The 14,819-nt window shown below is 58.7% G+C and carries 9 protein-coding genes and 1 pseudogene; 7 read left to right on the top strand and 3 right to left on the bottom strand.

Going from position 1 to position 14,819, the window contains the following annotated elements; genetic code table 11:
- Positions 1 to 13 precede the first annotated feature (13 nt).
- Positions 14 to 904: a LysR family transcriptional regulator gene (locus ACZ5C3_RS24550; RefSeq protein ID WP_464033746.1), complete on the top strand. Its 891-nt coding sequence runs from the start codon at positions 14 to 16 to the stop codon at positions 902 to 904.
- A 14-nt stretch (positions 905 to 918) separates the two neighbouring features.
- Here ACZ5C3_RS24550 and ACZ5C3_RS24555 read toward each other — a convergent pair whose 3' ends face one another.
- Positions 919 to 2,163: a diguanylate cyclase domain-containing protein gene (locus ACZ5C3_RS24555; RefSeq protein ID WP_464033747.1), complete on the bottom strand. Its 1,245-nt coding sequence runs from the start codon at positions 2,161 to 2,163 to the stop codon at positions 919 to 921.
- A gap of 311 nt (positions 2,164 to 2,474) precedes the next feature.
- Between ACZ5C3_RS24555 and ACZ5C3_RS24560 the strand changes: the two genes are divergently transcribed.
- The 4 genes from ACZ5C3_RS24560 to ACZ5C3_RS24575 all read left to right on the top strand — a co-directional run bounded on the left by ACZ5C3_RS24560 (position 2,475) and on the right by ACZ5C3_RS24575 (position 8,885).
- Positions 2,475 to 3,881: a PAS domain-containing protein gene (locus tag ACZ5C3_RS24560; RefSeq protein WP_464033748.1), complete on the top strand. Its 1,407-nt coding sequence runs from the start codon at positions 2,475 to 2,477 to the stop codon at positions 3,879 to 3,881.
- A 303-nt stretch (positions 3,882 to 4,184) separates the two neighbouring features.
- The gene (locus tag ACZ5C3_RS24565; protein ID WP_464033749.1) at positions 4,185 to 6,542 is read left to right on the top strand and encodes an Orn/Lys/Arg family decarboxylase; all 2,358 of its coding nucleotides are present in this window, start codon (positions 4,185 to 4,187) and stop codon (positions 6,540 to 6,542) included.
- Between the two features lie 22 nt (positions 6,543 to 6,564).
- Positions 6,565 to 7,140: an N-acetyltransferase family protein gene (locus ACZ5C3_RS24570; protein WP_464033750.1), complete on the top strand. Its 576-nt coding sequence runs from the start codon at positions 6,565 to 6,567 to the stop codon at positions 7,138 to 7,140.
- Between the two features lie 194 nt (positions 7,141 to 7,334).
- Entirely contained in the window at positions 7,335 to 8,885 is a 1,551-nt protein-coding gene (locus ACZ5C3_RS24575) for a helicase HerA domain-containing protein (protein WP_464038422.1), read from the top strand.
- 22 nt (positions 8,886 to 8,907) lie between these two features.
- Here ACZ5C3_RS24575 and ACZ5C3_RS24580 read toward each other — a convergent pair whose 3' ends face one another.
- Together ACZ5C3_RS24580 and ACZ5C3_RS24585 are read right to left on the bottom strand one after the other, a co-directional pair.
- Positions 8,908 to 10,227: a glycoside hydrolase family 5 protein gene (locus ACZ5C3_RS24580; RefSeq protein WP_464033751.1), complete on the bottom strand. Its 1,320-nt coding sequence runs from the start codon at positions 10,225 to 10,227 to the stop codon at positions 8,908 to 8,910.
- 95 nt (positions 10,228 to 10,322) lie between these two features.
- Complete coding sequence (locus ACZ5C3_RS24585) at positions 10,323 to 12,374, bottom strand: GumC family protein (RefSeq protein ID WP_464033752.1); 2,052 nt, start codon at positions 12,372 to 12,374, stop codon at positions 10,323 to 10,325.
- Positions 12,375 to 12,684: 310 nt separating this feature from the next.
- On the opposite strand from ACZ5C3_RS24585, the pseudogene ACZ5C3_RS24590 reads away from it, so the two are divergent.
- Together ACZ5C3_RS24590 and ACZ5C3_RS24595 are read left to right on the top strand one after the other, a co-directional pair.
- A pseudogene (locus ACZ5C3_RS24590) lies at positions 12,685 to 12,943 on the top strand (N-acetyltransferase family protein); the annotation flags it as partial.
- A gap of 217 nt (positions 12,944 to 13,160) precedes the next feature.
- Positions 13,161 to 14,804 carry a tetratricopeptide repeat protein gene (locus ACZ5C3_RS24595; protein ID WP_464033753.1) on the top strand — a complete coding sequence of 548 codons (1,644 nt, stop codon included), beginning with the start codon at positions 13,161 to 13,163 and terminating at the stop codon, positions 14,802 to 14,804.
- Positions 14,805 to 14,819 lie beyond the last annotated feature (15 nt).

The raw sequence follows: 14,819 nt of genomic DNA on the forward strand, positions 1-14,819 counted from the left end.
CGCGGAATCGAATATGACGAATTCCTTTGATATTGAAGCTCTTCGGACCATGGTCACGGGCACCGAACTCGGAAGCTTTGCGCGCGCGGCTTTGCACCTGGGCCGCTCCCAATCCGCAGTCAGCATGCAACTCAAAAAACTCGAGGAACAAGCAGGCAAGGCGCTGTTCCGCCGCAACGGGCGCGGTCTTGTCCCGACCGAAGCAGGCGATGCTCTGCTCGTTTATGCGCGCCGGATCATCGATTTGCATGATGAAGCCGCGGCCTCCATCGGCGCGACAGCAACCACTGCCTCAATCAGGATGGGATTGCCGCAGGACTTCTTTGAGGATGTGATGCCCGAGGCCATCACGCACTTCTCCCGTCAGCGGCCGAACGTCCATATCGAGGTTCGCGCCGGACGCAACTATGCACTTGAGGAGGAAGTTCGCTCCGGTCATCTCGATCTGGCGCTCGCGTTTGTCAAAGCAGGTGCAGACAAAAACAAGGAACGCCTGAAGACCCTGCCGCTGTTCTGGCTCGCGGGGAAAGCAGTCGCACACTCATCAAACGCCGCACCCGTGCCGCTCGTGCTGTTCGATCATCCGTGCCTGTTTCGACAAAGCGCAATTCAGACGTTGGAAGCCAATGCCCGACGTTGGCGCTTGTCTTTGACGACGCCCAGTCTACCGGGCGTGTGGGCGGCGTTGCGCTTCGGCCATGGCATCACGGTTCGAACAGCGCATCGACTTCCATCGGGAATACGCGATGTCAGCGCCGAATTGAATCTGCCCAAACTGCCGTCGCTCGAATTGCGATTGCTCACAGGAGCCGAGCTTTCGCCCGCCGCCTCAGAGTTGGCAGACATTTTAAGGTATGTCGTCCACGAACGCGTGAGCGTTCCAGGCCGGAAGCGCCCAAGATGATAGAGAAAAAAACGCTATGGGCGCCCGCCGAGGGCGACCAGACTGACGACCTCCACGTTGGGGGCGTGGACGACGAAGCCGCCCTTACCACGGCGCTTGGCCTCATACATCGCGCGGTCGGCCGCGCTCAGCAATTCGTCAGCGGTGGCTCCGTCGCGCGGCGCTGCGGCGATGCCGATGCTGACGCCGATCTGTGCGGCGGGGGCGAATTCAAACGGTTCTGCGACGCGTGAAATAATCCGCCGGGCGACGGAGATAGCTTCATCGTCGGTGACGTGAGGCAACAGAACGACAAATTCGTCGCCGCCGAGACGGCATACAAAGCCAACCTCGCGGACGCTGGCACGCAGACGCTTGGCCACCGCGACAAGAACAGCATCACCCGTCGCATGTCCGAATCCGTCGTTGACGGCTTTGAAACCGTCGAGATCAAGACAGAACACGGTGAGCTTTGAATTGGCAGGACCGGCCTCCGGACCAGGGCTCGCCAGCAGATCGGCGAATAGCTTCAAGTTCAGCGCGCGATTGGGAAGACCAGTCAGCAAATCATGATGCGCCATCTGGCGATTGCTATGCTCCGAACGGTGGAGGTTGAGCAGGACCTTGTGGTTCTCCAGCAGCAGAAAAATCATTCCAGCAGTGTAGAGCGGCGTCTGCAGGCCGACGAGAAACAAATACGGGAGCGGCGACAGGATCGTCGCAACGGCAAAGGGCAGCGTCAGGATGCAAATCAGCAGCGCCCCGTACCGCGGGGTGGCGGCGTTGCGAGAAGAAATCCCGCCGACGAGATTGGCGATGCCGATACCAGCCATCAGGATCAGCGGCACCACGCCCGATCCGACACATTGATAACAACCGGCGGAGATCAGGATAGCCGAGGCCAGCCCTGCCCAGATCGGCGCGATAGTCGTTCCGGTGCGCTGGGCGGCCTTCGCTTTCGCGACGTCCCCTATCATCAGATAAATTCTGATGCTGCCCAGAACCAGTTCTGCAGCCAGCCACGCACAGGCCCATGAGGCCCCCGTCAGTGCGACGGCGATCGTCGCAGTGAGCAAGGAGGCAAATATCGCCACTGCGAGCGTCTTTATCTTGCTCGCGCGCTGATGCAGCAGCTCGCGGCGGACTTCGTCGGGCTCGGGATGTAAGCCGGTAAGGAGCCAGTCGACGCAACCACGCAGGCGCGACTTGGCAAGCGATTTCGACCGCTGCGGTTGCGCGGCAACACTGGAATCGGTGTTCAGTGGGACTATGGCCGTCATGCCCCCAGTCTCACTCTCGGGCATTGAGGAGCGCTTAAGCGCGCCTGCAAAGTTCCCGAAAGCGTAAAGATTTAATTTCCGGGGCGTTGCCACCTGAGGTGGCGCCCCTTTTCCGGCGCCACCTCAAAGGGCCGCGAACGTAGCCGGATCCCGCTCGGCTCGGTCGGATTTGCCTCATCGCGGATGCCTCACTTTTAGGAAGGGTTCCGGTTTCGAACGGCATTGGCATGGGATCGGAAAATGGGTGTAGGCTTGGTTGGTTGTCTCGATAGGTGCCGGGCGGGAACTCTGAATCGCTAAGGGGACATCTGTTGGCGAACGAGGCAAAGAGTGATGCGAAGGTAAACCAGCGGACCTCTGTGCCCGACCTGTCGCTCATCGAGCAGCCTGCCTTGCAGCTTATCTACGATACAGCGCCAATCGGATTAGCGTTCTTGTCTCCCGACTGCCGCTATCTGCAGATCAACCAGCGCCTCACCGAAATATGCGGCATTTCCGTTGAAGGGCATTTGGGACGAACGGTGCGAGAGTGCGTCCCGGCGTTGGCTGAATCGGTTGAAGCGATTGTCCGCTCCATCATGACAACCGGCGAGCCGGTGACCGGGATCGAAGTAGCCGGGCAGCGCCCCGACCAGATCGAAGACCGTTCGTGGATCACTTACTGGCACCCAGTGAGGGGGCGGCATAACGAGATCGTAGGCGTCAACGTCGCAGCTGAAGAGATCACCGAACGCAAGCGCGCCGAAGCGGCACTTCGGGCGAGCGAGCGGCAATTCCACACACTGGCCGATTCCATTCCGCAATTGGTTTGGATGGCTGAGGCCGATGGCAGGATCTTCTGGGTCAACAGCCATTGGTATGACTACACAGGCGTGTCGCCCGATAATGCAACCCCCAATGACTGGCAGTCCCTTCTCACCCCTGCCTCACTGCTGGACGCTAGACGCCGCTGGACGCAGTCCATCCAAAGCGGAACGGCACTGGAGATGGAGTTATTACTGCTCGGAAAGGACGGGCAGTACCGCCCATTCCTCACCAGGGCGATTCCACTGCGCGATGCGACGTCGACCGTTTATCGATGGATTGGAACGCACGTCGATATCAGCGAGCAGAGACGCCGCGAAGAGCATATCCGCTTCATCATCGACGAGCTGTCACATCGCACCAAGAATCTCCTTGCGGTTGTCATGGCGGTCGCAAACCAGACCGCACGGTACGCGGGCGACGTGAAGCAGTATCAAATGTGCTTTTCGGAACGGCTGCAGGCGCTCGCTCATTGTCATGATCTGCTCGTCAAGGATAGTTGGCAGGGTGCCACATTCCACGATCTTGTAGCGGCACAGATGCGGCCGTTCGGCCAAGCCAATGCAGGGAGGATCAACGCCGCCGGGCCTCCGGTGGTCCTGAAACCCGACGCCGTGCAACATTTGGGCTTGGCTTTGCACGAGCTGGCGACCAATGCCTCAAAGCATGGTGCGTTATCAGGGCCTCATGGCGAGGTGTTGATCCAGTGGCAGATCGACGAAGCGGACGACAAGGTCCGAATCCATTGGTGTGAAAAGGGCGGACCACCCGTTATGCCTCCGCAACGGCAAGGCTTCGGTCGCGTTGTGATTGAGCAAATTGTCACTCGCGCTCTCAACGGCAGCGGCCTGCTGGACTTTTCCCCCGCGGGCGTGAACTGGACATTTGAATTTCTCCAGCGCATCGAAAGATGAGCAATGTGCTTGGTCGCGAGGACCTTTCGGATACTCGTTGGGGCCATCACAGCGTGCGCGAAGTAACGCTCGCACTTCAAAGCTACGCCCCTGAATACCTCACCCTTTCGAATCATAGACCGTTCGAGGCTGGAAGCGAGTTGTGCGATGGCGCATGACGGCAGCAACAATTGTTGGGAGCCACTGGCCTAAGGTCCTTTTTCTGGCTGATCCACCTACATCCACCTTTGGTCACTGAGTTGTCACATAACGCAGCGAGAGATTGTGCTGAAACACATTTGATGCACACGTCGCGAGGACCTTATGGACTATTTCAGGCGCTTCACTTTCCTCTTCGCGATGCCGACATTTGATGCCGACGATCTCGAAGGCATCCGGCTCAATCAAATCGTCGACGAGATCGAACGCTCCGGTTTCGAGGTCGTCAAGGCACGTAAGATGGAGGATGCCGAGATCGCGGTTCAGACCGATGCCGCCATCGGCTGCATGGTGGTCGATTGGGGCAAGAAAGGTCTCGAAGGCAAGACGGCAGCGCTGATCAACCTGATGCGCCGCCGTGGTCTGGACTTTCCGATTATCTTGTTGATCCGCCGCAAGCGATTTGAAGATTTGCCGGTCGAGGTGCTCGACTTCATCGATGGCTATGTCTTCCTCTCCGAAGAAACACCGCCATTTATCGCCAAGAATCTGATCAGCCGCCTGAAGCAATATGCCGAGACGCTGAAAACGCCGTTCTTCGGAGCGTTGGTCGATTATGCTGAAGAAGGCAACCAGTTGTGGACCTGCCCAGGTCACAACGGCGGTGTGTTTTACAGCCGCAGTCCGATCGGACGGGTTTTCATGGAGCACCTCGGCGAGGCCGTGTTCCGCGACGACCTCGACAATTCGGTTCTCGATCTCGGCGATCTTCTGACCCACGAAGGTCCCGCGCTGCAGGCGCAGAAAGAGGCCGCACAGATCTTCGGTGCGGAGAAAACCTATTTCGTGCTCAACGGCACTTCGACATCAAACAAGGTTGCGCTTTCGGCGCTGGTGACCGACGGCGACCTGGTTCTGTTCGATCGCAACAACCATAAGGCCGCGCTTCACGGCGCACTCATGATCAGCGGTGGGATTCCAGTTTACGTTCCGACAGTGCGGAATCCCTGGGGCCTGATCGGCCCGATGGTGTGGGACGACTTTGATGAGGAGGCGCTGCGCCAGCGCATCCGCGTCAACCCGCTGGTTAAGGATCCGGAGGCCTGGCGCCGAGAGCGTCCCTTCCGCGTCGCCGTGATCGAGCAATGCACTTATGACGGCACCATCCACAATGCCGAAATGATCCTGCAGCGCATCGGCCATCTCTGCGATTACATCTTGTTTGATGAGGCCTGGGCCGGCTTTATGAAATTCCATCCTCTCTATGCTGGCCGTTTCGCCATGGGACTCTCCAACCTCGGCCCTGATGCTCCGGGTATCATCGCGACCCAGTCCACGCACAAACAGCTGGCAAGCTTTTCGCAAGCTTCGCAGATCCACATGAAAGACCGCCATATCCGCGGTCAGAAGCGGCGGGTGGAGCACCGGCGCTTCAACGAGAGCTTCATGCAGCACGCTTCGACATCGCCGTTTTATCCGTTGTTCGCCTCGCTCGACGTTGGCGCGCAAATGATGAAGGGCCGCTCAGGCGAAGTGCTGTGGGACGACACGATCAGGCTTGGTATCGAACTGCGCAAGAAGATGCGTGCCGTCCGCCGCGAATTCGAAGAAAAGGAAACGCGTCCGGAACGGCGCTGGTTCTTCGAACCCTTCGTGCCCGAGCGCGTCGGGATTCCTGATGCATCGCGCGAAGGAGCTGTGCACAGCGTCGCCTGGGAGAGCGTGAGCACCGATCAGCTCGCCACAAACCCGGCCTATTGGCAGCTCGGGCCTGACACGACCTGGCATGGTTTCCCAGGCATGGCGGCGGGCTTTGCGATGACCGATCCGAACAAGCTCACGGTGCTGACACCGGGCTTCGACCGCGCCACCGGAGGCTATGCCGAACATGGCATCCCGGCACCCGTGGTGGCGCAGTTTCTGCGAGAAAACCGTATTGTCCCGGAGAAGAACGATCTCAATTCGCTGCTCTTTTTGCTAACGCCGGGTGTAGAGGCCAGCAAGGCCGGCACGCTGATCAGCGGCCTTGTCGCGTTCAAGAAGTTGCATGACGACAACGCGCTGCTCGAAGAGGCTATCCCCGAATTCTCCAGGCGCAGACCGGCACGCTATGCCGGCATCCGGCTGCGCGATCTTTGCGCGGACATGCACCGCTTCTTTCGCGATGCCGATGTCAGCACGTTGCAGTCGAAACAGTTCGCGTCCGAGCACTTGCCGGAGATCGCCATATCGCCTCACGCCGCGGCGCGCTGCCTAGTGCGCAATGACGTGGAGTATCTTCCCATTGATGAAATTGCGGGCCGTATCGCGACAACACCTTTCGTGGTTTATCCGCCTGGAATCGCCACGATCGTGCCAGGTGAACGGCTCACTGAACGGGCACAGCCAATGATCGACTATCTCAAGATGTTCGAAACCTGCTTCAACACGTTTCCCGGCTTCGACGTCGAAATCCAGGGCGTTTATCGCAAGGTCGACGCCAACGGCCGCATCCGGCTATATACATACGTCGTTTCCGAATAGTGGAGCACGTATGGAAGCAGGGATGCCAAGCGAGCTAGAGCAGCCAATCGTTGTGCGGCCATCGCGCGATACCGATGTCGACGCCATGCTGGCGATTTATCGTCGCCATATCCGCCACGGCATCGAAGAAGGCGTCAGTGACACCGAGACGCCGCAGCCCGATGATTTGCGCGACCGGCGCAAGAACCTGCGCAACCGCCGTTTCCCTCATCTCGTGGCAACGAGGGGTGGAGATATCCTGGGCTACGCCTATGTCGTGCTGTTCCGTAAGCGGCCAGCCTATCGCTACACGGTCAAACACTCGATCTATGTTCACCACGAGCACATCGGCCAAGGCATCGGACAGATCTTGATGCGAGAACTGATCGACGTCTGTGCTGCGGCGGGCTTCCGGCAAATCATCGGCTATATCGATGCCGACAATGCGCCTTCCCTTGGTCTCCACGAGAAATTTGGCTTTTCCAGAGTGGGCCTGCTGCCTGGGGTGGCCTATAGATATGGTCGCTGGGCCGATACCGTCATGGTTCAGCGCTCGCTCGCCACCGGCGCCACGACAGCTCCATCACCTTTGCTGTCCCCCGGACCGGTGAGCAAGTAAGCCGCATTGGCCACAAGCGGTGAAACGGCTTGCATGCCTGCTCCATCAATCCAACCCCAACGCGCGTTGAAAAAATAGTTTTCAACGGCGGCGTACAAGCCACGCAATGCCTTTTGGTAACAGCCTCGGGCCGCTCGACGGGCTGCGATCGGATTGATAAGCCCTCCTAGCAGAAAGGGGCGTTGAGTCGAGACATGACCGTTGCGATCGAGATGGGACAGACAACGGCAGGTGGCTCGGCGGCACTGGATCTCGAGGAACTGCTAGCGACCCGCCTGCTGGTGCAGGGCAATTCGGGCTCCGGTAAATCTCATCTCCTACGCCGGTTGCTGGAACAGAGTGCGCCGTGGGTACAGCAGACCATCATCGACCCCGAAGGCGACTTCGTAACGCTGGCCGATTCGTTCGGCCACCTGGTGATCGATGCTGAGGACCACACCGAGCGGGCCCTGCAGGCAGCCGGCGAACGCGCGCGCATTCATCGCGTCTCTACAGTGCTTAATCTTGAGGGGCTCGACGCCGAGAATCAGATGCGGCGCGCTGCGGCCTTCCTTGGCGGACTTTTCGAAGTCGGCCGCGACCACTGGTACCCGATGCTGGTGGTGGTGGACGAAGCACAGCTCTTCGCGCCGGCTGTCGCAGGGGAGGTTTCGGACGAGGCCCGCAAACTCTCTCTCGGCGCCATGACGAACCTGATGTGCCGCGGCCGCAAGCGCGGGCTAGCGGGGGTCATCGCGACCCAACGACTGGCGAAGCTCGCCAAGAACGTCGCAGCCGAGGCTTCCAATTTCTTGATGGGCCGCACCTTCCTGGATATCGACATGGCGCGCGCCGCCGACCTTCTCGGCATGGAGCGACGACAGGCAGAAGCCTTCCGGGACCTGGAGCGCGGGCATTTCATGGCGCTGGGCCCAGCCCTCTCCCGCCGCCCCCTGGGACTGCGCATCGGGCCAACAGATACCGCGCCCCGCAATGCAACCCCACGATTGATGCCACTCCCCGAAGCGGCACTGGAGGACGCACGCGCCATTATCCTCGCAGAGCCGCCCCCCGAGAATATCCGGCCCCAACGCCGGCCGCCGTCGCCAGACCTCCTCAACCAACTCATGGCGGCGAAGTCCGCGGCGCTGGAGATCCGCCCCGAAGTGGTGGTGGACCAGCTACTCAGCGCTGAGGAACTCGCGGAGCGGCGTGCACGGCTGGACCGTATCCTGCGCGCTATCCTCTCGGAGCCCGACGCGGGATTCCGCGCCATCAGCGTCCTCTATCAGGAGTTTGTAGTCCGCTGCCGAATTGAAGGCCTCGGTTCAGCCGTGCCGGACCTCGGTGACTTTCAGCGGATGCTGACACACGCCCGCGCAGGGCTCGACACTGAAATGGTGGCGGATGACGCTTGGAAGGACGTCTCGATCCGAGCCTCCATCCTGCCTCAGGATATGCAAGGCATCTTCATGATGATTGCCCGCGCAGCGAAGGAGGGTTGGCCCTGCCCGAGCGATGCAGCGATTGCCCGCGCCTATGGCACACACTCCCTGCGCCGCGCGCGATACCTGCTGACCTATATCGAGGACCAGGGCCTTATCGTTTGCCAGGTTGACGGTGCAGGCCGGCGGATCGTGACGCTGGTCGAACTGGCCTGGGCTACAGCACCGGGCGACCCCAACGCCGAAGAACTTCCGGCGGAGGATGGCTGCAGCAGCGCGATGTCGCTGCCGAACACCTGCGGCGACAATAATCGTCGTTAGAATGAGACCTAGGCGTTGCCGCTCATCGCTTTCGCATTAGCATTTGATCGGTGATCTCTGTCTGCTCAGGACGATAGTTTCCCGTGCCCCATTCGGATTGAATACCGTAAGGTGGATCATCGGATGGTCCGATTACCCACCAACTGCCGCTGATCGGCTGCTGGCCACTCGAAAACCCTGGACCACCAGAGTTTTCATATTTGCCGTTCATGTAATCGATCAGCGTCCATGCCCATTTGCGGCTTTCGGGAGTCCTCATCGACGAACCCATCTCACCGATCCAGACCGGCGCGATATTGTCCCTGACTAAGTATCCCCACGTGCGATTCATTCGATCGATGTAGTCCTTGCCGCTTTCGGCCAAGCCCCACCTTAAAATGTCAGAGACTTCGTCCGGGTATTCATGCACGGAGTAGACGAGCTTGTTGCCAACGGGCAACTTGACCGGATGAGCGCCGGCAGCGGTGAGGTTGCCTGCAGGGGCGGCGTATTTCGGGTCGAAGCCAGACGCTGCCGGCGGCGGAGAATAGAACAGAGGCCCGGCGCAAATAATCAGGACATCGGGATTCACCGATTGAATCGCCGCGCCGACATCTTCGCACATCGCCTTGATGTCAGTCGGGCCGCCACCGCCCCATGTGATACGGCCCTCGTCTCCATTGGGTTCGTTGTGCAGATCGAAACCGATGACCGTTGCATCACCGGAATATCGAGCAGCTAACCGCATCCAATTCTGCTTGAACATCACCGCGGTGACTTGGCCTTTCAGGACTCCATCCGTTCCATTCGATCCCAGTCCAAGGTCGAACCACAGGCCGTTCTTTTGTTGTCCTGCCGTTCCCTGGTTGGAATGGTGATCGAAAATCACCTTGAGGCCGATCTGCTTTGCGTAAGCAACAATGGCATCAAATGCTTCAATCGTTGAGACGTATTTGTAGTGCCCGTTGGAGTCCGGAGTGCGATCGGCGACCAGATCCCAATTCAACGTCGTGTTGATCCAGCCTAGCTTGTCGCTGTAGCCATCGAGCGGCGCGTCGAGACCGACATCGGTCCAGGGAATTCGGACCGTATTGAACCCGCCGGCGACGATAGAATCCAAAACTTTCTTGTAACTGACTGGCCAAATACCGGACGGCGCCGCACCTGGCCGACCGTCCGTACCGTTCCATCCGATGGACGCAATGCGGACGCTCCTGCCGGATTCGTCCACGATCTGGCTTCCCGATGTGCTGAGAAAACCGGACGGCAGGAGGAATCCGCCGCGCGCAGACGGGCGTAGGTCATTTGCGGTCCGGATGATGGCCGGTGGATCGACAAGATGAGCCGGAGGAATGCCGTCCATGTATCTGTCCTAACAGACGTGCTCCGTCGGCGGGTGACTGAGAAAGCCGGCGTCGCGGCTCCGGATGGTCGTCAAACCATCGTGACCATGTTCGATCAGGCGGCCAGCGATGCGTTCGGCTCAACGAAGAGCACCCGGGCCTTAACCTGATTGTGGCGGAGGATATCAGCGAGCACGGACGTCTCGTCCGTGCGGGCATTCCGGGTTGTCGCTATAAAAACGACTTCGTCGACCATGGCGTAAAGTCCGTAGTTGGACGATGCGGCCCCCAATTCGCCGCCGTCGATGATAACCCGGTCGAGCTCGCGCGCCTGGTTGATTGCGGTTGCAATCGCCTCTCGCCCGACAGCGGGGGGCGGCGGGAATGCTTCGATGCCGGCGGGCACGACACGCATCGTGGTTTGCTTGTGCACGCGGAGGACGTCGCCAATGTTCGCTTTCGAAGCCAGGATCTCGCGGACGCCTTTACATCCGTCAAATCCGAGGATGGAGCTGACCCTGTGGCGAGCCAAATCGGCATCAATCACGACCACTGTCTTTCGGTCTGCGATAACCGCTCGCGCCAGTTCGAGTGCAGCGAGATCAAGCGCTTCATCCGCTTGGGTTCGAACGAGCATGATGGTGTACCCGGCAGGCGCCCCCGGCAACTCCGCGCGAAGCCGAGAAAATTGAGTTTCTGCTTCAGGAACGATTGAGGGATTGATCGGCGGTGGAATCGGGCGTTTCCGCCTTGCCCCGGAGGTATCTGTGCCTGGGCCATTGCCGGCGCCAGCGACGAAATAGTCAACCGCTAACGCCAAGGCTACGCCGAGCGTGGACCCACCGAGGAGTGCCGCGGCCAGCATAAGGATCGTCGGAGGCCAGCTCTTACTCTCTGGAGGAGTCGCGGGAGAAATCAATCGTATGTTTGTCGTGTCGATTCCCTGGCGCTCTTCGGCGGTTTTCGCCTTGGCCAAAAATGTTTCATAGATGGCCCGGCTCGAATCTGCTTTCCGCTCCAATTCGCGCAACGGAACGATGGCTTTCTCGTTAGCTTGCGAGAGAGCCTTCATCGCATCAAACTTGGCCTGCAGATTCTGGACGTTGGTGCGCTCAGTCGCAGCGATGTTGCGAACCGCCTGAGCGACACGTTTGAGTTCGTTCTTGATGGCAAGATCCGTGTCTTGCAGTTGTGCCCGTGCTATCTGCAGACCGGGGTAGCTGGGGCCGGCGATCCGTTCCAGCTGCGCGACCTCGCGAGACGCATCGGCCGCCTTCGCTCGTAACTGGACGATTGCTCCCGACTGGATTGCTTCCGGTAATGAGTCGAGACCAATTCCCCCACTTTCGACCGACTCGGCCAGTTTCACTTTTGCCTGCGCATCGGTCAGTCTGGTTTTGGCGATCGTGAGTTGGGTGTTGGCTTCATCAAGCTCTTGCTCGGTCACGAGCCTGCTGCGCGAACCGACGAGCCCGTTTGCTGCTTTATAAGCGGCAACCGCTTCTTCACCGCGCCTCACCTCGAGGCGTAGCTTTTCGAGTTGCGAATTGATCGATTCCGAAATCCGCCGGTTGAAGCTTGCGTTCGCTCCAGCCTGAACCTCCAGATAGGCATTGGCCACGGCATTGGCGAGCATCGCCGCGCGGTCGCGCGTACTCGCGGAAGCCATGATGTCGATGACGAAGGAACGATCAATCCGCTTGGTCGACGTCCTTCGGCGCAGGTTGCGCAACGCGGTGAGCTCGCGGTCGTTACCTGATTGTAAGCCCAGCACAGCTTTTACCAGAGAAATGACCGGATTGCGCTGACCGTTGAATTCCGGATCGTTCTGCAGGTCGGCTTGGTCGATGACCCGCTTGAGGACCTCATCCGAGGTGATGATCTTCAACTGGCTCTCGACGAGGAGCAGGCCATCGCCCGGCACGGAATTTTGCTGGGGGTCGTCCTTTGGCGTGCTCTGATCGCGAGGATCAACATAGACTTGCGCGGTGGCTGTGTATGCGGGCGGGGTGATCAGCACGTAGGCGAGCACCAGACCGCAGAGCAACGCAGGGACACAGAGAACCCAAAGTTTCTGTCGAGACAGGATTGTGAGGACGTCTTTGAAGTCGATCCCATCCAGCGCGCGTTCGCTGGATTGATCCATTGAAACTTGCTTTGTCGACATGACGCAGGACACCACTCACAGTCTGCAGACCTTCGAAATTTTAACCAATCACTTCCGGAGAGGTGGGTAAAAATCCCGCCTTTGGAGTATCTTTGGTCTTGGTTAACCTCGAGTTACTCCTCAATAGCGAGCGGGTGGACCGGGGTGCTCGTCGAACGGTGGCGGCAAGAGACGGCGGTCCTCTCCGGAAAAAGGGTCATGAAGTCCATCCGCGACGCAAGGTCGTCGGCAATGTCGGTGCGGAGCTCAGGACTCGGCGCCAAGGCAAGCCATCTTTCGGGATCCGGCAATAGCGTTCGTGATTTCCGACGGCATCGGACAGCTCTTGATGCAGGACCTGATCGACGTCTGCGCTGCGGCGGATTTCCGGCAAGTCATCGGCTGTATCAACGCCGACAACGCAGCTTCTTTAGGCTCCATGACAAGTTTGGCTTTTCCGCGTGGGCTTGCGGCCTGGCGTGGCCTACAGGCACGGCCGCTGTGCCGGTACCATTATGGTTCAGAGCTCGCTCGCCACCGGCTCCACCACCGCTCCTCTACCGTCTCCTCTACCGTCTCCTCGACGGTGAACAGGTAAGCTGTTTCCGGAATGCCTACGGCGCGATTTCAATTTGAATACGGCAAATTTTGCCTGCCGTGAATCAACTGCCCGGCGTTGCAAACACTGATCGCAACTTTAGCAAATGACGTTATTTTGATTGCCTGCCAGGGCAAATGAACCCACTCGGAAGCAGCTCGTTTACCGGCTCATGGTCACAAGGTTGTCTCACTTGCAAGAGCCCTTCCATGAACTTGAACACTTCAGCTGCCACCACATTGCCCGACACCGAAACGCAACTCATTCGACAGATGCAGCTTGGAGAGCAGCATTATTCAAAAGGACAGATCGATCAGGCGATCTTCGCTTACCAATGCGGCCTTGACGCCGGAACCGCCAGTTCTATCGAGATCGCGAGTGACCTGCTCGCCGATTTGCATGCCAAACTCGGCGTTGCCTATTTGGCGGACCGCCGTTTCGGCGCCGCAACGGAAGCCTACAAGAGCGCTCTGCGCCTGAAGCCAACCCTGATCGGCTGCTGGTGCAATCTCGGCAACGCTCAACTTGAAATTGGCAATGTGAGCAGTGCGATTGAGATTTATCTCGAGGCATTGAAGCTAAATCCCGCGCATTGGCCTTCCCGCGTCAACCTTGCGGAAGCGCTCATGAGAGCGAAGCAATACCTGATGGCGAAGACTCTGCTGCTGGAATGCGTCGGAGAGCGGCCGCAAGACGGAAAGCTTCGACATCAACTTGGCAAGGCATGCTTCGAGCTCAACGAGGAAAAGGAAGCACTTCAACATTTTCAGGCCGCGCTGACCATTGATCCGGGCGATTCCGATAGCCTTTACTGGATCGGAGGGATTCGCCAGAGGATGGACGATATCGACGGTGCACAGGCCGCCTATGCGCAGGCCGCAACGATCCATCCGCTGATCCGAAGGAAAGCGTCGAGTTCATCGGCAGAGTTTCGCTTGCTTGCCCTTTATGCGCCACTCGCTGGCAATGTGCCTGTTGAATATCTCTTCAAAAATGCACCCTACGATATCGATATTCTGCCCTTGATCGAGGGACATGCGATCGATGTCACGGCGTTTGAAGACGCCCAACTCGTTGTCAACCTGGTTTCCGATGCGGATCAAGCCGACGCCATACTTACACTCGCGACGAACCTCGTCGAGCGACTGAACAAACCGGTGATCAATCATCCGAAAGAGATCAGGCATACCACGAGGGATTCCATTGCAAGGCTTCTGACAGGAATTCCCAATTGCTGCGTGCCAAAAATCTTGCGGCTAAAAGCTGGTACAGAGAACTCAGCTGATGCGCTTGCAGCACTCCTGCCTTTTTCGTGGCCAGTCCTCGCGCGGCCGGCCGGCACTCATGGCGGTGATGATTTCGAAAAGATAGCAAACCTGCCCGAACTCACCGACTTTATGGCGAAACACTCTGACAGCGACAACTATGTCATCGAATATATCGATTATGTTTCGACCGACGGATTTTTCCGCAAATATCGCTTTATCTTCGTTGGCGATGATATCCTGCCCTATCACCTTGCGATCGGAGATAACTGGAAGGTGCATCACGACTCAACGGACATGAGCGATCATTCCTGGATGCAGCAGGAAGAGGCGGATTTCCTAGCGAGCCCAGAAACAACGTTTTCGGCCGATAACTACCGAGTGCTCCGAACGATCCGCCAGCGCATCGGGCTCGACTATTTCGGCATTGATTGCGGATTAGATCGTGACGGCAACGTCGTCGTTTTCGAGGTGAATGCCTCGATGTTGGTGCATGCGGACAATGCGGGATTTTCCTATAAGAACCCCTTTGTCGAGACCATCAAGCTCGGTTTCGACACGATGCTGCGGCAGCGCGCTTTAGGCTAAGCTCTCGTAGGCTTG

The organism is Afipia dichlorophenoxyacetatis, from assembly GCF_055386385.1.

Bases quoted from the DNA above. Each gene is read 5' to 3' on its own strand.
- ACZ5C3_RS24580 (WP_464033751.1), bottom strand. From the start codon at position 10,227: ATGGACGGCATTCCTCCGGCTCATCTTGTCGATCCACCGGCCATCATC.
- ACZ5C3_RS24595 (WP_464033753.1), top strand. From the start codon at position 13,161: ATGAACTTGAACACTTCAGCTGCCACCACATTGCCCGACACCGAAACG.
- ACZ5C3_RS24550 (WP_464033746.1), top strand. From the start codon at position 14: ATGACGAATTCCTTTGATATTGAAGCTCTTCGGACCATGGTCACGGGC.
- ACZ5C3_RS24570 (WP_464033750.1), top strand. From the start codon at position 6,565: ATGCCAAGCGAGCTAGAGCAGCCAATCGTTGTGCGGCCATCGCGCGAT.
- ACZ5C3_RS24555 (WP_464033747.1), bottom strand. From the start codon at position 2,163: ATGACGGCCATAGTCCCACTGAACACCGATTCCAGTGTTGCCGCGCAA.
- ACZ5C3_RS24575 (WP_464038422.1), top strand. From the start codon at position 7,335: ATGACCGTTGCGATCGAGATGGGACAGACAACGGCAGGTGGCTCGGCG.
- ACZ5C3_RS24585 (WP_464033752.1), bottom strand. From the start codon at position 12,374: ATGTCGACAAAGCAAGTTTCAATGGATCAATCCAGCGAACGCGCGCTG.
- ACZ5C3_RS24565 (WP_464033749.1), top strand. From the start codon at position 4,185: ATGGACTATTTCAGGCGCTTCACTTTCCTCTTCGCGATGCCGACATTT.